Consider the following 18,207-nt stretch of genomic DNA (forward strand, 5'->3'; position numbering starts at 1 on the left):
GCGATACTAGCAGACCGCCCTATACCGCGCAAACAACTGCACATCCGTGCAAATTAGCGCATTGCCATAATATATACACAGCCAATTTCTGCTGGCAAGCCTAGATGACATGTATTACAAATTTATTTTCACCGCTTCACTCGCAGCAATGGCTTTTGCCTTGGCGTCGTTTACATCCACGCCGCGTGCCAAGGCAACCCCCATTCTTCTCTGGCCATTCACCTCTGGTTTGCCGAAGAGCCTCAGCTGAGTATCACTTTCTGCCAAGGCTTTATGGAGGTTGTCGAACCGCGTCGCGTTGGAAACGCCATCGACCAAAATCACCGCAGAGGCCGACGGCCCATGGTTAGCAATGTTGGGGATAGGCAAGCCGAGAATCGCGCGAGCGTGCAGAGCAAACTCTGACAGATCCTGCGAAATCAGTGTGACAAGCCCCGTGTCATGGGGGCGCGGGGACACCTCACTGAACCACACCTGATCGCCTTTTATAAACAGCTCTACACCAAACAGCCCCCAACCGCCGAGCGCTGCAGTGACGGATTCTGCAATAGACTTCGACGCCGCCAACGCCGCCTCAGACATCGCCTGGGGCTGCCAGGACTCTCGATAATCCCCAGCCTCCTGGCGATGACCAATAGGCGCACAGAAGCTGCAACCATCGCGGTGTCTGACAGTGAGCAGGGTAATTTCGTAATCGAAGTCGACAAAGCCTTCAACGATCACCCGCCCCGCCCCTGCGCGGCCACCCTGCTGGGCATAGTCCCAGGCCTTAGAAAGCTCTGATGCACTGCGCAGCAGGCTCTGCCCTTTGCCAGAAGAGCTCATAATGGGCTTAATCACGCAGGGAAAACCAATCGCCTCAACCGCGGCGCAAAAGTCATCATAGTTGTCAGCAAAGCGATACGGCGACGTTGCAATACCCAGGGTTTCTGCCGCCAAGCGACGTATTCCTTCGCGATTCATAGTGAGTTGCGCCGCTCGTGCACTGGGCACCACATTAACGCCCTCGCGCTCAAGTTCTACCAGCACATCGGTCGCTATCGCTTCGATTTCTGGCACAACGTAGTCGGGCTTCTCTAATTCGATAACCCTGCGCAGCTCGTCGCCATCAAGCATTGAAAAACAGTAACTTCGATCAGCCACTTGCATGGCCGGCGCATTTTCGTAGCGGTCACAGGCGATAACCTCAACCCCCAGGCGCTGCAGCTCAATGGCGACCTCTTTGCCCAACTCGCCTGAGCCACACAACAGGACCTTGCAAGCACTGCTACTAAACGGCGTACCGATGGAAACCATACCTAGCTACCCTCACTACCAACACGTGTACTGATCACAATAAAAGAAACGCCAACTGCAACACGACAAAGGCATAAAAGCCTGCCAATACATCGTCGACCATAATACCCAAACCACCGTGTACTTTTGCGTCAAGTACACGAATCGGCCACGGTTTCCAGATATCAAACAGGCGAAATAATGCGAAGCCGGCCACAACCCAATACCAACCCTGAGGCAGCAAAAACAGCGCGATCCATAGACCGATAAACTCGTCCCAAACGATGCCGCCGTGGTCGTGTACGCCCAGGGCTCGCGCCGTTTCACCGCAAAGGTAAATGCCTAACCCAAAAGCCGCGACCACCACTAAAATGTAGCTACTGGGCGGCAGGTACTGCAGCAAATACCAAAGCGGCAACGCAGCTAGCGAGCCAAACGTGCCCGGCGCCTTGGGCGACAAGCCGCTGCCGAACCCCAACGACAGTAAGTGTGTTGGATGGCGCAAATAGCTAATCGGTATCTTTTTCATAACGCCTCAAAAATGTTGGTATCCCGCAGCGGTCTCATAGACAACGCCCTCGGCATCCAGGCACTTGAGCCCGGCGCCATCGATAACTTCCCCGATGCAGTGCAATGGCAATGCTAAGGTCTTTTCCAGTGCGCGAAGGTGGGCCTGATATTGCCCAGGAACAGTAAAACAAAGTTCGTAATCATCACCGCCGGACAGGGCATAGTCGACGCCTTGCGCAACATCGCGCAACCCCATCGCCACGGGCAGCCTCTCGGTATAAATGGTGGCGCCCACGCCGCTTGCTCGCAGAATGTGACCAAGATCGGCCACTAAGCCATCGGAGATATCGACTGCCGCATTGGCTACACCGCGCAGTGCCTGGCCTAAGGCCAAACGCGGCAATGGGGAATGGTAACGTTGAAGGTAGCCTTGCTGAGCATCTGTTGGCGAGAGCGTTTCAAGATAATCTAAGGCGGCTCTCGCGCCGCCCAGCTCACCGGAAACATAAACAAGGTCTCCGGGTCGCGCGCCATTACGCAACAGTGCCTGTCCCTTGGGCACGCTGCCCATGACTTGTAGGCTAAGACAGAGTGGGCCGCGAGTGGTATCACCACCCACCAAGGACACGCCGTAGCGCTCGGCCTCTGCGGCCAACACTCGGCTAAACTCTTGCAGCCAACTCTCGTTGAGCTCCGGCGCAGTCAGGGCAAGCGTAAAAGCCTCAGGGCAGGCGCCAGCCGCTGCTAAATCACTGATGCACACGGCCAGGGATCGCACCGCCAGCTTCGCCGGCGCGTAGTGGCGGGGAAAATGCACCCCCTCGACCAAGGTGTCCACCGACAACACCAGCTCTTCATCTGCCGCCGGCGAGAGCACCGCACAGTCGTCGCCGATACCATGACGGACAAACGATGAAGTCCGTGACAGGGGCTTAAAAAAGCGCTCGATCAGCGTGAATTCACCGGGGCGATTCGGCGTTGTCATCGTACTTAGCCGTCGCGCCGTTTTTTCTCAGCGCCAACTTCCAATTCACGTGCGCTCGCCGCAACTTGATCTAACACACCATTAATGTAGCGGTAACCGTCTGTCGCACCGAAGCGCTTAGCGAGGTTTACCGTTTCGTTGATCGCCACCTTGTAGGGCACGTCGATACGGCACAGCAACTCGTAGCACCCCATGTACAACAGGCAGAGTTCGATGGGGTCCAGGTCATTGAGCTGACGATCGAGGTGGGGCTCAAAGGCCGCCTGCAGCTCGCTCAGTTTTGCCGGGATGTTATGCAGCAGCTCATGAAAGAAGGCCTTGTCGACATTCTTCATGTCGTAGTCCGTCTGGAACTGCGCCTCAATAACGTTTAGAGGCTGAGAGGCCATTTGCCACTGATAAAGTGCCTGCAAAGCGTAGTGCCGCGCTTTGCGGCGGGAGGCCGCCAGCTGATTTTTGGCGTGTTGCTCGGGGCGATTGGCCACAATGTTACTCCAACTATAAAGAACCAGTGCGAACGAGTTGCCGCACCGTATTACCGCTCGTTAACCGCGTTTAAATTTGCTTGAGCAGGTTGACCATTTCGATGGCCGACATCGCAGCCTCTTCACCTTTATTGCCGGCTTTAGTGCCCGCGCGCTCAATGGCTTGCTCAATGGTATCGACGGTCAAAACACCAAAAGATACGGGCACATTGTATTGCATTGACACCTGCGCCAAGCCCTTAGTGCACTCGCCTGCCACGTATTCAAAATGCGGGGTGCCGCCGCGAATGACTGCACCGAGTGCGATGATGGCATCATACTTTTCAGTGGCGGCTACTTTTTGGCAAACCAGGGGAATTTCAAACGCACCCGGCGCACGAATGATCGTGATATCGTCTTCGCTAACGCCGTGACGACGCAGTGCATCGCAAGCGCCTTCCAGCAGGCTTTCTACAACGAAGCTGTTCCAGCGACCCACTACAATGGCGAAAGAGCCCGCCACACCTGTAAATGTACCTTCGATTGTTTTCATAACCGTTCCTTAAATGTATTCAATAAGCCTGGCGCTAACGCCTCACCTGCGCTCAGGAAAAATTCTCGGGGCTGACAAATTCAACGACTTCCAGGTCGAAACCTGAAATAGCGTTGTACTTCACTGGCGCGCCCATCAGGCGCAATTTGCCAACACCAACATCGCGCAATATCTGCGAGCCCAAGCCGATATTAAAGTAGGTATTTTGGTACTGCGCACTATCTCCCTGCTGGGGCGACTTCACACCGCGCGCAATATCCAGTTCGGCAAGAATATCCTGACCCTGCTCGCGATTCGCCAGCAATACCAATACGCCGCCCTGCTCCGCCAAAACCGACAAACTGCGGTGCATATTCCAGCCGGTCGTCGAGCCAGGAGGCTGCGCCTGCAATAAATCGCGAACCGTAGAGCCCAAATGAACACGGGCCAAGGTAGGCTGCTCGGCGTCGATGTCGCCTTTTTGCAGGGCAAAATGCACCTCACCAGCCACTGAATCGCGGTAGGCGTGCAGAATAAACTCACCGAAGTCGGTATTGATGGTGCCGCTGCTCAGCTTTTCGACGGTCTGCTCATTAAGCACCTGATAATGGATGAGGTCAGCAATCGTGCCCATCTTAAGGTCGTGCTCGGCAGCGAAGGTCTCGAGGTCTTCGCGGCGCGCCATCGTGCCGTCCTCGTTCATAATTTCGCAGATCACACCGGTGGGCTCAAAACCGGCAAGCTTAGACAAATCACAGGCCGCCTCAGTGTGCCCTGCGCGGCTCAACACGCCGCCGGGCTCAGCCATTAGCGGGAAAATATGGCCTGGCTGAACAATGTCTTCCGCCACGGCATTGCGGGCCGCAGCGGTACGCACCGTGTGTGCGCGATCGGCGGCGGAAATGCCCGTCGTCACGCCCTCGCGCGCTTCAATAGACAGCGTAAATTTAGTACCAAAGCCAGAGGCATTGCGGTCTACCATCAGCGGCAGCGCAAGCTGCTCGCAGCGCTCGCGCGTCATTGGCATGCAAATCAAGCCGCGCCCGTGGGTCGCCATAAAGTTGATATCCTGCGGCCGCACACACTCAGCAGCCATCACCAGATCGCCTTCATTCTCGCGATCCTCGTCATCCATCAAGATCACCATCTTGCCGAGACGGATGTCCTGAATCAGCTCTTCTACTGTGCTAAATGCCATATCATTTCGCCTTCATAAAACCATTTTCGGCCAGCGTGGCCATTGTAATTCCGCCGCTATTACCGTGATCAGCCGCCGCGTCGAGCAGGCGCTCCAAATACCGTGCAATAACGTCTACTTCCAGATTAACCCTGCCCCCAACGGCATACTGCGCAATAATCGTTTCAGCCGCGGTATGGGGCACAATATTCAAATCAAAGGCCGCCCCGTCGACACGGTTTACCGTTAAGCTTACGCCGTCGACACAAATCGACCCTTTGTGGGCGATATATCGGGCTAGTTCGTCCGGCGCTTGAATGCGCACATTGATTGAGCGCGCATCCTTTTTCATTTCCACTATTTGCCCTACGCCGTCGACGTGACCACTAACGATATGCCCGTCAAAGCGGCTGCTCGCGAGCATCGCCCGCTCAAGATTGACCGCAGCGCCAACACTGGCCTGGGCAAAATTGCTATGGGCCAGCGTTTCCCGGGACACATCTGCCCAAAAACCATCGCCGGGGAGTTCTACCACGGTTAAACAAACACCGCTTGTGGCAATGCTGTCTCCAAGCTTAACCTCGGCCAGGGGCAGCGAGCCGGTACGAATATACACTCGCAGGTCGCCATTGCGAGGTTGCATTGCGGCAATTTCGCCAACCGCTTCAATAATCCCGGTAAACATCAGTTTTGCTCAACCTCTGCATCAACCACCTTTGGTCGACAGTGCCAACGCCAGTCACCCCCGATAGCGCGGCCGTCAATAATTTCTATGCGCTGTTTGTCGGCCATATTCTGAAGCGGCAAGGCCGCCAAACCCCGAGCATCGCTACCCAGCATGCAAGGCGCCACGTACACAAACCAATCATCAATCAAACCTGCCTGCAAAAATGCACCCGTCAGCGTTGCGCCGGCTTCCAGCATCACCTCGTTGCAGGCCCGCTCACCAAGGTGTTGCAGCAGCGACTCCAGACATACCCGGCCGCCGCCGTCCGCGGGCAGGCGCTGTATCTCTGCACCAGCAGCTTGTAGCGCCGCGGCCTTCGCGCCGTGATCGCTTACCGTTGCAATGAGGACATCGCCCCCACCTGAGAACAGCTTGGCACCCGGTGGAGTGCGGAGCTGCGAGTCCAATATGACTCGCAGCGGCTGCCGCCATACCCCACCTTGATAATCGGCCAACGGTGAGCGAAAGCTGTCTGGCCGCACGGTGAACGCGGCGTCATCGTCGATAACCGTATCCACGCCACTGACAATGGCGCAGCTCTGCGCGCGCAGTCGCTGAACATCGGCACGCGCCTCTGGACCGGTAATCCACTGGCTTTGCCCATTGGCCATCGCCGTTCGACCATCGAGGCTCATGGCCGACTTGGCCGTCACCCAGGGTAGCCCACCCGCAATGCGGCGAATGAAGCCCCGGTTTAATGCACGGGCTTCCTCTTCCAGCAGCCCACATTCTACGTCGATATTTGCCTCGCGCAGCATCGCAACACCCCGCCCAGCCACCAAGGGATTGGGATCACCGGTTGCAATCACCACCCGCGTGACACCGGCGTTTATCAGCGCCTGAGCGCAGGGCGGTGTACGGCCAAAATGGCTGCATGGCTCGAGCGTGACATACGCCGTGCAACCCCTGGCGTCGTCGAGCTGGGCCAACGCATTCACTTCGGCGTGCCCCTCTCCGGCGCGCTGATGCCAGCCTTCTGCGACCAGCTGCCCCGCTCGGGTAATCACACAACCGACCCGCGGATTGGGGCTCGTTGAATAACGACCGCGATCCGCCAACTGCAGGGCACGCGCCATCGCTTGTCGGTCGCTGAGGGAGATCATCGGGGCTTACTTCAACTTATTAAGGTCTACGCCGCCGGGCTCGGCGGACAAACGGTCAATTTCGGCTCGAAATTCATCAAGATCCTGAAAGCTGCGGTACACGCTGGCAAAGCGCACATAGGCAACGTGATCCAGCGCTTTCAGCGCTTCCATCACCTGCTCGCCAACATCGCGACTGTGCACCTCGCGCTCACCGGTGGCTTGCAGCCGCCGCTTGAGGTCGCTGATCTCCGCTTCAATGCTCTCAACACTGACCGGGCGCTTCTCCAGCGCTTTGAGAATACCGGAGCGCAGCTTCTCTTCATCGAAAGGTTCGCGGGAGCCGTCCGTCTTGATCACTTTTGGCATTAACAGCTCAGCGCTCTCGTAGGTCGTAAAGCGCTCGCTGCATGAAAGGCACTCGCGCCGCCGACGCACCTGACCACCCTCAGCCACCAGGCGAGAATCAATCACTTTGGTATCGTCGAAACTGCAAAATGGGCAGCGCACAAAAATGGCCCTCCAAAAACGCAGAATTCTAGCAGCTCCGCTACTTCAGTGACAGTACAAGCACAAAAACCAACAGCGTTATGCTCGCGATTAGGGCTTGCGATACCGGGCGGCAACGCTAAACTCTGACATTTGTAGCACAAATATAAATAACGCAGGGATTCCGCGTGTCAAAAACAAACCGTAACCACCTCCTCGGCCTGTGCCTACTGAGCCTGGCCGCCACGACCTGCTTTGCCCAAGACAATGCCTTTGACGACAGTGCATTCGGCGACTTTGCCGGATCCTTGAGCGCAGAGTTTGCCGAGTTCGAGGCCGCTCAGACACAGGAATGGGATAGCTTCGTCAGCGAGATTCGCGCTGAGCACGATGCTTTTATCGCCGATTTAGAGCGCTACTGGGGCAATGAAACCGAGAGCAGCGACCGCAGCAAGTGGGTGGAGTACGCAAAGAATCGCCGTATTAAACGCACCGTCGACTTTGAAAAGAATCAAATTCGCATCTCCGTGCTGGGCACACCGGCCCCTGAGGAGATGCAGCGCATCGTCAATCAGCAGCTACAAGCCGCACTGGAGACGCGCAGTAACCAGGCGAACCAGGAATACCCGATTGTGGCACGCATGCAGGAAGCGGCTTCAGCACCGAAACGGCCACCTGTGCCCGTGGTAGCGGAGCTCAAAGAGCTCAGCGGACAAAAAACCGCCCCCAAAGCCGCCGTAGCATTGGCGAAAAAAGCCAAGATCGATGTTGTTGAGATTAAGCAGGCACCCGCCAAAAAGAAGGCAACCGCGCCAAGCAAACCTAAGCGCACTGTTACAGCGCCCGCACCCGCACCCGCACCCGCACCCGCACCCAAGGAAACCAAAGCCACCGTCGCGGTGATCGACCTTTCCGAGAGCTGGCCAGTGCGCCGCGCCCGGAAATACAGCGATGCCGTCACCCGCTTTGCGGCAGAAATGGACATTCCCCGCTCACTGGCCTTTGCCATCATGTATACCGAAAGCAGCTTTAACCCGGTCGCGGTGTCGCCGATCCCGGCCTACGGATTAATGCAAGTGGTACCGGGCAGTGCAGGTCGGGATGTGACGAAACTGCACTTCGGCAAAGAGCGCCTGCTCTCCCCCGACTACCTGTTTACCGCCGATAAAAACATTGAGGTCGGTATCGGGTATCTCAATATTTTGGACAAGCGCTACCTACGTAAAATTACCGACCCGCTGAGCCGAAAATACTGCACGATTGCCGCCTACAATACTGGGGCAGGCAACGTCGCCAAGGCATTTACCGGCAAACTCAACATTTCCAGAGCGTCAAAAATCATCAATGAGATGTCGCCCGACGAGGTCTATAACACCTTGCGCACCAAGCTGCCCTACGAAGAAACGCGCAAGTACATCAAAAAAGTGACCGCCGCCGAAAAACAGTTTATGAGCTTGTAACGTGGATAAAGTCGAACTTCACAATCAAAAAATTAGCGCTATCACTAACCGACTGCCCACGTGGTTAGTGTCGTTGGTCTTGCTGTTTGTCGGTCTCGGCAACTTCACCGACTCGATAGAGCTGATGAAAAACGTGTATGAGTCAATTTCCAGTAAGTTCAGCAACCAAGTGGAATACGACCGTACCCGGCACGTGCGCGCAGGGTTAAACCTGGCCTATGTGCAAGATTATATTGGCGAGCCGCAGCTCCTGAAGGAACTCGATGGCGGCCTTCAAGTGCGCTACTACATTGATGAGAAGTACCTTATCTCTCTGTATACGCAGGGCGAACGCGTAAGCGCGTATTTAATTTTTGCCCGCGAAGACCATTTCCAGCCGGACATGCAGGGCATGAACGAACAGTCACTGGGCGACAGCCCGTTATTCCAACTTCGCCAGAATACCGACCGCGTTGCCTTTGAGCACTCGCGCAACATTGCCTACTTTCTGGAAAGCAAAGAAGTTAACTTTGGCGGCGGCTATCTCACGAACAGCTATTTAGGCTGGGTAAATTATGCGGCGCAGTTTGGCCCCAGCCCATCGCCGCAGCTCGGCGCGCTCTACGAGGCAGAAATGCTCGGCGAAAACAGTGCGGGCAAATTAACAGCCGCCCGCGAGCATATACGTCCCAATGCCTTTGGCTATGGCGAGCTGAGCATTGAGCAACTTCAGCGCGGCTTACTTACCAGTGCCGAGCTGAGGTTTTTCGACTAATGACTAACGGAACAAACTGGAAAAGAAGCCTCGCAGGCCTGCTGCCACTCACCCTGGCAGCCTGCTTGAGCGGCAACACCCAGCCGCAGAATACGGCGATCGCCGCCGGCCTTTCTTCACCGACACCCCCGTTAAGCAAGGACATCACCTACGATGACCAAGACCTCGTGTCGCTATTCACCCACGCCAGCCTGCGGCGGTATGAGGGCGATTACCGAGGAAGTAACCAAGCCCTTGAGCGCGCCTATCAACGCAGCGAAGAACTTTACACCCAACGGCTGAGCGAGTTTGGCAGCGCGAGCTTGCGCAAACCCGGTGCCCTGCCCTATCGCCCCAATTCACTTGAAGTTGGCTTTATCAGTTACCTGAAGGCGCTCAACCATTTCGCCACCGGCGCAGACAAACTCCCCCTGCAACAAAGGGAAGCGGCAGCAGTAGAAATGCGCCGCCTCGATGTGCTGCAAGGCGAAGCGCGCTTTCTCCAGGACATGGGCTTAGACAGCGACAAAAACCGCGACCTGGCACAAATGGTGGTATCACTGTTTGCCGAACGCACGAACACAGAGTTAAGCCAGGGTATTGTCGATGTACAAAGCCCCTGGCTGTATGTCGTTTCCGGCATCGTCTTTGAAATCAATCAAGACCTGGACAGCGCCAGAATCAGCTACCAACGCGCCCTGGATGCGCTGCCAGAGGGCGACCTTTCGCCGCCGCACAGCAATGTAAAAGTGCTCGCTGAAGAGGGCGGTCTGCGCTGTATGCAACAACTCGGCGCAAGCGATCAAGCCATACAAGAGTCTGCCTTTGCCGCACCGACGCAAGACGGCGCGCCAACAACCAATAGCTGGCTGATTGAACATCTCGGCACACTTCCGACGAAAGCCCCTCTGGAAATGCTACTCACCGCCGACAGCATTCAACAGCGGCTGATCCTACGGCCAATGATTCGCGGCACAGATGCAGAAAAACGCCAGCAAAAGCAGCAATTTGCTGGACTGTCACTGCTGTACAGCAGCCCCTACAAAGATGCCATTGTCGTCGAGCTCGGCGACAACTGGAGCGCACTGGAAAGTCTCGGCCTTACCGACACAATCGGCGGCGGGATCCGTCTGTTTCTCGACTATTTCTCGGAGCCACAGCCTCACCAAGCCGCTAAAGTCATTGGTGAAAACGGCGCGTTACTGCAAAGCGTTGAACTGGCCGATATCGCTGGCGATCTCAAGCACTACCAGACCCTCACGCTGAAACGCCGCTTCGAGGAAGCACTGCTGCGCGAAGTCAGTAAATCCGCGGGCTATAAATCGATAACCGGCGGCATTAAGTTACCGTTTTCGCTCGGCGGTGCGCTGGCCACGTTCACCGCGGGCGCCGATTTACGCCAGTGGCAGCTTCTGCCAGCCAAGATACGCATCACGCCACTTCCTGCAGATTTAGCGGGCCGCCAACTTACCATCACGCGCGGCGACCGCGCTAACTCGCTGACGGTTCCCGCTGACAAGCGCCTAATCAGCATCGATCACTACTGAGTCAAATCATGATGACCTTTCGCTCTCTTACTATCCTTATTCTTTCAGCGCTGCTGTGCGCCTGCGGAAGTAGCAACGTTAAACGCATGGAAAACGGCAGCCAACCCGCATTAACCGATCGCTGGAATGCCACCGACTCGCAACTTGTTGCCGAGGCACTGATCAGCGACATGCTGAGTTTCCCCTGGGCGAAATCAAGGGCGGACGGTTCACTACCTGTGATTGCGATTCAGCACATCAGCAATCGATCCCACGAGCAAATTGCAGTGGAAACCTTCATCAACTCGATCAAGCGTGAGTTGTTGCGCAGCGGGAAAGCGGAGTTTGTGGTGACCGGCGCAGAGCGCGAGCGTGTGCGCGACGAGAAGCTCGACCAGGAAATGTTTGCCAGCATGGAAAGCGCCGTTGAACTCGGCGAAGAGACGGCCGCCGGCTATGCACTGAGCGGTGTTATCACCTCATTAGTAGACCAGCTTGAGGGACAGCGCACGACCACCTACCAAGTCGACCTAAAACTGATTGACCTTAAGAGCAACCGCGAAGTTTGGAACGGTCAAAAACAGATCCACAAATACAGCAAACGCGCGAGATTTGGCCTGTGAAGCATCCACTTGTAGCCGCCAGCAAGCTCGCCGTCGCCAGTTTACTTATTGCCTGCAATACCGCGCTCGCCGCCGCGCCAGACTGGGTTAACCAACCACCCCAGCGCAAGGGTTTTGTATTCGGTGTTGGCGCGGCCGACCTCTCACTTGGTCACGCAGCTGCCAGCGAGGCGGCCAAGCTCGCCGCTCGCAATGAAATCGCCAGCAGTCTTAAGCTGCAAATTGGATCAGAGCTAACACTAAACAATATCTCCGACGAATCCGGCAGTCGCAGCGAGTTTAACAACAACATTCGCATCCGCGTTCCCGACGTCGCCCTCTCCGACATTCGCATCATCAAAACTGGGGAGGTGGCAGAGCACCAAAGCTTATACAGTTTGGCCGAGCTGGACTTGGCAAAGGCTGCGGAACGCGTCGCCAGTGAAATTCGTTCACTGCTCGCGCAAACCTCCCCAGCCATCGACAGCACTTCGCTAGCCACTGCTCTGCGCGGCCACTACCGCGCGCTAGAACGCCAGCTCAATTTTCAGTCATTGCTGTCCCAGTATCGACTACTCGACGGCAACCAGCCGTTTAACGATAGCGCACTCAACAATGACGCCGAGCGGGCACTGAAATTTTTCGACAACTTGCTGATTCACATAGCGCCAAAGGATGAAGACAGCAAAAAAGTGGCGCGGAACATCGCCTCAGAACTGGCCGCGAAAGGCCTACAGGGCAGCGAAAGCGCTAATCAAGCGAAACTTCAGCTGTCCATGAACAGCCAGAGAAGGACGATGGAGCGCAATGGCGCGCATTTTTGCCGGATAAAAACTGATGCGACACTCAGCGCGAATACACAACATTTGAGCGCCGCCAGTCGCTCGGCAAAAGCGGTTTCCGGCGACCCTGAAATTGCCTGCCAGAAAGCCGCGGCGAAGCTCAGCAAAGTTGTCGCCGCCGACATCATGAACACATTTTGGAACACATTAAAATCACCGTCACCAAAGCAAAACTAAGACGGATAACACCACATAGAGGGTAAGTGAGATGACGAGAAAGGCCTCGGCAATTGCACTGGCAGCCGCAATACTATCAAGCGGCGCACTGGCGCAAGAGCAAGATCAAGATCAAGATCAACGAGCGAGCTTTGGCGACGATGCTAGCTATAACTACTTTGGCGGCGTATCTGTCGGTTACAAATATCAGGAGCTAGAGGCGGACACGATCCGCGACGCCTACGTGAAAACGGTCGGCCTCAATATTCTGCAGTTCGAATGGTTTCCCGAGCAAGCCACCTGGATGCAGAACATTAGCTGGATGGCGGCGATTCGCCCCCGTCTGAGTTACGAGCTGACGCCCGGTGACAGTGCCGATCAGGATGAAATCGCCCAAGCGTCTGATTCAGAGAAAGAAGGCTGGACACGCTTTGTCGCCGACCTGAGCATCGATCCGATTCAGCTTTTCGGCGGCGAGAAATCCAACCACCGCATTGATATTAATTACGACGTACAGACGTTTTTGATTACGGTACAAGCAACACGTGATTATTTTTACGTAGAAGATAACGACGCCAAGCTGCTCACCGCCGGTGACAAAATTGACGTCAACACCACCTTCACCGAAGCGGTCATCGGCTATGCGGTTGAAGAGGAAGACCTGCGACTCATGGTGGGCTTTTTCTCCGTGGACTACGAAAAGCCGGTATCTAGCGATGTTTCCACACCCATCGAATCTATCTACAAAGGCAACTTCGAATCGCGCGGCATCTACATGGGCGGCTCAATACGCCTGTTTGGCAACCTGGACCTGAGCCTGCGCTACGATTATTCCTATGACGCTGAAGCCACTGTCGACGGTGGCACGTCACTAACTCGCGACGAGTTTGGCATTGAGGACAGCATTGAGTACGACGCCTATACCCTCAATGCGGTTTACGATCTGCGCAAAACTACCATGAAACTACCAATGGAAGTCCGCTTCAGCTATATCCAGCGCCAGTTTGACGCCCTTGTTGAAGGCTCGACCGTGAACGACGACCGAATCTTCGGGGTTTCGTTGATCGGCAGCTTCACGCTTTAAGAGGACCCAGTTATGAAAAATCTGAAATTACTGACCGCCGCATCGCTAGCCCTAGGCCTGAGCCTGCAAGGCTGCGTGTTTGACGAATCGGGCACTGAGTACAAAGAGCCGAACGCCAATACCGAGCCCGTAATCAACCTCAATTACGATTCACAATTGTCACTTAACACCTACCTAACGTTTGAGGACAATAGCGCGGATATCGTCGTGAACTTTGGCGCTCAGGAATTTCGCTTTCCCGATCGCTCAGAAATGCGTCTAAGAGGATTCGGCGACTTTGAAACGGATCGCGTTTGGAAAACCTCCGTTGTGGAAGATTCTCGCGGAATTAAAACCCTGCGCTTGGGATACTATGTCGTAACACCCAACAGCAACGACATCAGCGCGCCAGTTTTCCATAATTTTGCCAAGGACAGTCGCGGCAACATCTACTTGACGGAAACTGCCGAGCAGCTGAAATCAGACTTGGGTGTGGCGCCCTTCAGACAGCCCCAACCCGCGCTCTTATTCCCCGCAAAGGTTGAAGTCGGAGACAGCTGGGTAGCCGGCCCCACCATCGTGCCGTTATTTTATAATTTCAGCTCTGGCACTGGCTGGACGGCAACGCTGATTGATGACGATGCAACGGCGCCGATCAGCGGCGAGCAGAACTGTATTGTTATCAAATACTACGGCGAACGTTTTTCCTACTATCTGTACTTGAAAGATGGCCTAGGCGTTGTAGAGTGGACCAACTCCTGGGAAGAAGGCCAGGACGGCACTGTGGTTCCTATCAACGGTTGGGCGCGCAGCAAAAACGGCGACGGCACCACAGCCATTGACTACACCAACTTCGGCTGGTCTTTCGATGATAGTAACCCCGTTGGTGCCGTGCTCTACTCCATCGGCCTGAAAGTCGTCGATGGCGAGGAAGCTAATGCTAATGCCACCACGACGTCGCCGGTCAATGACTCTGGCTACGACTTCACCCGAGTAATCGAAACCAGCGCTCCTGCTTCAAGCACCTATCCCGCCTTGCTCGACCTGCGCCTCCCAGACGAGCGCGGGGAAGAGCGCATAGACTTTACCGAAAGCAAATGGGATAGCCTCGCAGGCAAATACTACCGACCACTGATCCGCATCAGCTTCAATGGCAAAACCTATTCAGCCGACCAAAGCAGCGGTAGCTTTGAGGTAGAAAAGCTGTACAACCAACCCTTTGGCCCTGCCCGTCTGGCCTTCCTCGGCCGCGGCACGCTGGTCAATGAAGCAGACGCCGCGGACAGCATGGAATTTGTCGGTTTATTGGAAGGCAACTACCTCAATGCCGGACCCGAAGGCCTGACCTCGGACTTTGCTATCTTTGGCCTAGGGCCAGATCGCCGCCTGCCTGCCGCCAAACCCGGCAGCACCTATCGCATTTACATTGGCTACGCGAACCTCAACGAGCCCTTGCGTGAGCTTTTGGAGATGGACCAGGCAAGCATTGATGAGTTCAATTTGGATGAGCCGCAACTGGGTTACACGAGCATCTGCTACGGCAATCGCACCAGCGAAGATGGCCCATGCGATAGTGGCAATGTTAGCTTTGAGATCCAAGTTCCCGAAGTGGAAGGCGAGCTCGGCTTCCGCATTGGCGGCAGAAGCAGCGCAGGCGAAATCCAATCTGCCAGTAAGCTGTTTTTCTTGCCTGTTAGCAAAGATGCTGGCAGTAAAGGAAAACTTACAGCGCGCCTGTTTGACCAATATAGCGATGTCATCCGCGGTTCACTCGATAACAACGGCGAGTTCAACACAGGTATTCTCAATGCCTTGTCGTCCGTGGCGCCAAACAGCAATATCGTCAAATACAGCTATGATTTTGGCGATGGCGAAACGGTTGACGACGGTATCCCGCTGGGTGTCTACACCTACACGCAGGACGGCGAGTATCAGATCAAGCTCACCGTTACCGACGACCAAGGCAATACCGCTACCGCCTCTCGCAAAGTCATTATCAGCGATACCGGTAAAGTGATTATTCGCAACATCGCCAATGATTTCGGAAGCGGCGCCTTCACCATCGGTATCGACAATCTCGACGAGCCAGACGGCTACTACGACTACTACAAATTCGTTATTCTCGACAAAGGCGAGGATGAAGTCTTCGAAGTGCCAGGCGGCGTGAACTACGTGGTCGATATTATCGATAATGGTGAAGTCGTATTTACCGAAGAGCGATTTGTAGGCAATGCCGAAGAAGAGGTTGTTGAGGTCGATCTAGACCAAGACTAGTTAGCAGTACTATTGCAGCTACAAAAAAGCCCGCCATTGGCGGGCTTTTTTGTGCGCTTGCGGTCACGACATCAGCGACCTACTGCATTTAAGCGACGTATTAGCGCGCCATTTCTTTGTTGAGCTCCTGTTGAGCTTGTGCGCCCTTAAATTGCTGCAAAAGCACCTCTCGGGTATCTGGCTGCACTTGGCGCTCACTCGCGGCCAACATGTTATCAAACAGTGCCAGGGTTTTATCGCGCCCCATTGTCACCAATACACACAGGTTTTTCTTACCGTCGATTTCAACAAACTCCACACGCTCAGCTCGTGTACCGATCAGCGTCTGCTGGGTAAGTTGCTTCGCCACCGATGAGAAGGTTGAGCCGCTGGATACACCGCTGGACACATCCGTGCGCTCGCGAAATACCTTGTCCAAAACTGCAACTTTCGTTTCTAGCTGTTGGGCTAAATCCGTCCGCGCATTGGCAACAGCAAGCTGGCGGTCGATCGACATATTACTGGAATACGGCACGCACTGAGCACTGGCGAAACCATCGTCAATGTAAGGATTCATCACCCACTGAGGGAGTCCACCCGCACCTTGTTGTGACTGCTGCGTATCTGCTGCCTGCTCGGTGCTTGCACACGCCGTCATTAGCACTGCGCAAGTCACACCTATTATTTTCTTCTTCATTAAGCACTCCAATATCCACGAGTAATACACATCGACACAGTCCAAATTAGGCGCCGACGTATTTCGAGTTCCTGCTCGACTGTTGCATCTACGGCGCTCAGCAAGCAGACCAATTCATAGCAACACTCCATCTCCATTTTAGAGGGGAATGCAGCAAATGCACAGGCAAAAAAAAGCCGGGCAATGCCCGGCTCTTCAACCCAATTTACATTAAGCGTAAACGGGGTGGCGCTTACAAACCTCAAGCACCTTCGCTTTCACTTCTTCAATTTTTGCGCTGGCATCACCAGACTCGAGTGCTTCCAATACATCGCACATCCAGTTGGCCAGATCGATACACTCTGCTTCTTTGAAGCCGCGAGTTGTCACTGCCGGTGTACCTACGCGCAGACCACTGGTGATGAACGGTGAACGTGGATCGTTAGGAACCGCGTTTTTGTTCACGGTGATGTTGGCTGCCCCTAGCGCTGCATCAGCGTCTTTGCCGGTGTAAGGCTTGCCGATCAGATCCACCAACATCAGGTGGTTCTCGGTACCGCCTGAAACAATATTGATACCGCGATCAATAAAAGTCTTGGCCATCGCTTTTGCATTGGCAACCACCTGCTTTTGGTAGTCGACGTACTCAGGGCTCATGGCCTCTTTAAAGCTCACCGCTTTAGCGGCAATCACATGCATCAGCGGGCCGCCCTGACCACCCGGGAAAACAGCAGAGTTCAGCTTCTTCTCAATTTCTTCGTTGGCCTTTGCCAGGATCAAACCGCCACGCGGGCCACGGAGGGTTTTGTGAGTCGTGGTGGTTACTACGTCGGCAAAAGGCATTGGGTTCGGGTAGATGCCCGCCGCGACCAGGCCCGCCACGTGAGCCATATCAACCATCAGGTAGGCGCCCACTTTGTCGGCGATTTCACGGAATTTCGCCCAGTTGACAATGCCCGAGTACGCGGAGAAGCCCGCCACAATCATTTTGGGCTTATGTTCTAGAGCCAAAGCCTCGACCTGCGCGTAATCGATTTCGCCCGTGTCGTTGTTCAGGCCATACTGCACAGCATGATAGGTTTTGCCGGAAAAGTTGGGCTTGGCGCCGTGGGTCAAGTGCCCACCCGCATCCAGGCTCATACCCAGCACTGTCTCACCTGGCAGTACCAACGCTTGATATACCGCTGCATTTGCCTGCGAGCCTGAGTGAGGCTGAACATTTGCGTAGTCAGCACCAAACAGTGCCTTGGCGCGCTCAATGGCCAGAGACTCGGCTTTATCTACATACTCACAACCGCCGTAGTAGCGCTTGCCAGGATAGCCCTCGGCGTATTTATTGGTCAGCGCCGTACCCTGAGCTTGCATTACGCGGGGGCTGGTGTAGTTCTCGGAAGCAATCAGCTCGATGTGCTCTTCCTGACGAACCTCTTCTTCCTGGATTGCAGACCAAATATCGTCGTCGAAACCAGCTATCGTCATCTCTTTGTTAAACATAGAACCCCCGCAAGGCAGATACAGGCTAAGAAAAGCCGCGCATTGTACAATAAACGCGCGCCGCCGGCACCGTTTTAGGCCGCCAACTTTGTTACGCAGAGCGGTAGCGACTTAGATTCTTCGAATTTGCACTCTACAGCGCACCAACGCTCAGCTATGAT

18 protein-coding genes are annotated in these 18,207 nt (G+C 55.1%); 7 read left to right on the forward strand and 11 right to left on the reverse strand.

Annotated features, from left to right (window positions below):
• Nucleotides 1-114: 114 nt before the first annotated feature.
• From purT to nrdR, 9 genes are all read right to left on the reverse strand, one after another.
• A complete protein-coding gene (purT, locus tag H573_RS0104275; protein WP_027873182.1) occupies nucleotides 115-1,296 on the reverse strand; it encodes a formate-dependent phosphoribosylglycinamide formyltransferase in 1,182 nt (393 codons plus the stop codon).
• A gap of 34 nt (nucleotides 1,297-1,330) precedes the next feature.
• Nucleotides 1,331-1,804: a phosphatidylglycerophosphatase A family protein gene (locus H573_RS0104280; protein ID WP_027873183.1), complete on the reverse strand. Its 474-nt coding sequence runs from the start codon at nucleotides 1,802-1,804 to the stop codon at nucleotides 1,331-1,333.
• 6 nt (nucleotides 1,805-1,810) lie between these two features.
• Complete coding sequence (gene thiL, locus H573_RS0104285; RefSeq protein WP_027873184.1) at nucleotides 1,811-2,770, reverse strand: thiamine-phosphate kinase; 960 nt, start codon at nucleotides 2,768-2,770, stop codon at nucleotides 1,811-1,813.
• 5 nt (nucleotides 2,771-2,775) lie between these two features.
• A complete protein-coding gene (gene nusB, locus H573_RS0104290; protein ID WP_027873185.1) occupies nucleotides 2,776-3,255 on the reverse strand; it encodes a transcription antitermination factor NusB in 480 nt (159 codons plus the stop codon).
• Between the two features lie 70 nt (nucleotides 3,256-3,325).
• Entirely contained in the window at nucleotides 3,326-3,787 is a 462-nt protein-coding gene (gene ribH / locus H573_RS0104295) for a 6,7-dimethyl-8-ribityllumazine synthase (protein WP_027873186.1), read from the reverse strand.
• A gap of 52 nt (nucleotides 3,788-3,839) precedes the next feature.
• Complete coding sequence (gene ribBA / locus H573_RS0104300; RefSeq protein ID WP_027873187.1) at nucleotides 3,840-4,964, reverse strand: bifunctional 3,4-dihydroxy-2-butanone-4-phosphate synthase/GTP cyclohydrolase II; 1,125 nt, start codon at nucleotides 4,962-4,964, stop codon at nucleotides 3,840-3,842.
• Between the two features lies 1 nt (nucleotide 4,965).
• Nucleotides 4,966-5,628 (reverse strand): riboflavin synthase, encoded by a 663-nt coding sequence (locus H573_RS0104305; protein WP_027873188.1) that lies wholly within the window; start codon nucleotides 5,626-5,628, stop codon nucleotides 4,966-4,968.
• Nucleotides 5,628-6,773: a bifunctional diaminohydroxyphosphoribosylaminopyrimidine deaminase/5-amino-6-(5-phosphoribosylamino)uracil reductase RibD gene (ribD, locus tag H573_RS0104310; RefSeq protein ID WP_036255733.1), complete on the reverse strand. Its 1,146-nt coding sequence runs from the start codon at nucleotides 6,771-6,773 to the stop codon at nucleotides 5,628-5,630. The genes H573_RS0104305 and ribD overlap by 1 nt, the downstream gene beginning before the upstream one ends.
• Before the next feature lie 6 nt (nucleotides 6,774-6,779).
• A complete protein-coding gene (nrdR, locus tag H573_RS0104315; RefSeq protein ID WP_027873190.1) occupies nucleotides 6,780-7,262 on the reverse strand; it encodes a transcriptional regulator NrdR in 483 nt (160 codons plus the stop codon).
• Between the two features lie 167 nt (nucleotides 7,263-7,429).
• Between nrdR and H573_RS18835 the strand changes: the two genes are divergently transcribed.
• Genes H573_RS18835 through H573_RS0104350 form a run of 7 tightly spaced genes read left to right on the forward strand, consistent with a single transcriptional unit; the run spans nucleotide 7,430 to nucleotide 15,897 of the window.
• The gene (locus H573_RS18835) at nucleotides 7,430-8,701 is read left to right on the forward strand and encodes a transglycosylase SLT domain-containing protein (protein WP_051171006.1); all 1,272 of its coding nucleotides are present in this window, start codon (nucleotides 7,430-7,432) and stop codon (nucleotides 8,699-8,701) included.
• Between the two features lies 1 nt (nucleotide 8,702).
• Nucleotides 8,703-9,455 (forward strand): ETEC_3214 domain-containing protein, encoded by a 753-nt coding sequence (locus tag H573_RS0104325; protein ID WP_027873191.1) that lies wholly within the window; start codon nucleotides 8,703-8,705, stop codon nucleotides 9,453-9,455.
• Entirely contained in the window at nucleotides 9,455-10,981 is a 1,527-nt protein-coding gene (locus H573_RS0104330; RefSeq protein WP_027873192.1) for a COG3014 family protein, read from the forward strand. The genes H573_RS0104325 and H573_RS0104330 overlap by 1 nt, the downstream gene beginning before the upstream one ends.
• Before the next feature lie 8 nt (nucleotides 10,982-10,989).
• Nucleotides 10,990-11,583: a penicillin-binding protein activator LpoB gene (locus H573_RS0104335; protein WP_036255735.1), complete on the forward strand. Its 594-nt coding sequence runs from the start codon at nucleotides 10,990-10,992 to the stop codon at nucleotides 11,581-11,583.
• Entirely contained in the window at nucleotides 11,580-12,581 is a 1,002-nt protein-coding gene (locus tag H573_RS0104340; protein ID WP_027873194.1) for an LPP20 family lipoprotein, read from the forward strand. Before H573_RS0104335 ends, H573_RS0104340 begins: the two co-directional genes overlap by 4 nt.
• A 31-nt stretch (nucleotides 12,582-12,612) precedes the next feature.
• Entirely contained in the window at nucleotides 12,613-13,644 is a 1,032-nt protein-coding gene (locus tag H573_RS0104345) for a hypothetical protein (RefSeq protein ID WP_027873195.1), read from the forward strand.
• 12 nt (nucleotides 13,645-13,656) lie between these two features.
• Nucleotides 13,657-15,897, forward strand: coding sequence for a PKD domain-containing protein (locus H573_RS0104350; protein ID WP_027873196.1), 2,241 nt, complete (start codon nucleotides 13,657-13,659; stop codon nucleotides 15,895-15,897).
• 100 nt (nucleotides 15,898-15,997) lie between these two features.
• Here the strand turns inward: H573_RS0104350 and H573_RS0104355 are convergent, their stop codons facing one another.
• Complete coding sequence (locus tag H573_RS0104355; RefSeq protein ID WP_027873197.1) at nucleotides 15,998-16,573, reverse strand: LPP20 family lipoprotein; 576 nt, start codon at nucleotides 16,571-16,573, stop codon at nucleotides 15,998-16,000.
• Nucleotides 16,574-16,783: 210 nt separating this feature from the next.
• Complete coding sequence (gene glyA, locus H573_RS0104360) at nucleotides 16,784-18,046, reverse strand: serine hydroxymethyltransferase (protein WP_027873198.1); 1,263 nt, start codon at nucleotides 18,044-18,046, stop codon at nucleotides 16,784-16,786.
• Nucleotides 18,047-18,207 lie beyond the last annotated feature (161 nt).

It is taken from the genome of Neomelitea salexigens DSM 19753, assembly GCF_000422345.1.
In the GTDB taxonomy this organism is placed as follows: Bacteria; Pseudomonadota; Gammaproteobacteria; order Pseudomonadales; family Spongiibacteraceae; genus Spongiibacter; species Spongiibacter marinus_A.

What these genes read in the sequence shown, in the direction of transcription:
- H573_RS0104335 (WP_036255735.1), top strand. Translation starts at nt 10,990, where the DNA reads ATGATGACCTTTCGCTCTCTTACTATCCTTATTCTTTCAGCGCTGCTG.
- H573_RS0104280 (WP_027873183.1), bottom strand. Translation starts at nt 1,804, where the DNA reads ATGAAAAAGATACCGATTAGCTATTTGCGCCATCCAACACACTTACTG.
- H573_RS0104345 (WP_027873195.1), top strand. Translation starts at nt 12,613, where the DNA reads ATGACGAGAAAGGCCTCGGCAATTGCACTGGCAGCCGCAATACTATCA.
- H573_RS0104355 (WP_027873197.1), bottom strand. Translation starts at nt 16,573, where the DNA reads ATGAAGAAGAAAATAATAGGTGTGACTTGCGCAGTGCTAATGACGGCG.
- H573_RS0104305 (WP_027873188.1), bottom strand. Translation starts at nt 5,628, where the DNA reads ATGTTTACCGGGATTATTGAAGCGGTTGGCGAAATTGCCGCAATGCAA.
- thiL (WP_027873184.1), bottom strand. Translation starts at nt 2,770, where the DNA reads ATGACAACGCCGAATCGCCCCGGTGAATTCACGCTGATCGAGCGCTTT.
- H573_RS0104330 (WP_027873192.1), top strand. Translation starts at nt 9,455, where the DNA reads ATGACTAACGGAACAAACTGGAAAAGAAGCCTCGCAGGCCTGCTGCCA.
- ribH (WP_027873186.1), bottom strand. Translation starts at nt 3,787, where the DNA reads ATGAAAACAATCGAAGGTACATTTACAGGTGTGGCGGGCTCTTTCGCC.
- glyA (WP_027873198.1), bottom strand. Translation starts at nt 18,046, where the DNA reads ATGTTTAACAAAGAGATGACGATAGCTGGTTTCGACGACGATATTTGG.
- purT (WP_027873182.1), bottom strand. Translation starts at nt 1,296, where the DNA reads ATGGTTTCCATCGGTACGCCGTTTAGTAGCAGTGCTTGCAAGGTCCTG.
- ribD (WP_036255733.1), bottom strand. Translation starts at nt 6,773, where the DNA reads ATGATCTCCCTCAGCGACCGACAAGCGATGGCGCGTGCCCTGCAGTTG.
- H573_RS0104350 (WP_027873196.1), top strand. Translation starts at nt 13,657, where the DNA reads ATGAAAAATCTGAAATTACTGACCGCCGCATCGCTAGCCCTAGGCCTG.
- ribBA (WP_027873187.1), bottom strand. Translation starts at nt 4,964, where the DNA reads ATGGCATTTAGCACAGTAGAAGAGCTGATTCAGGACATCCGTCTCGGC.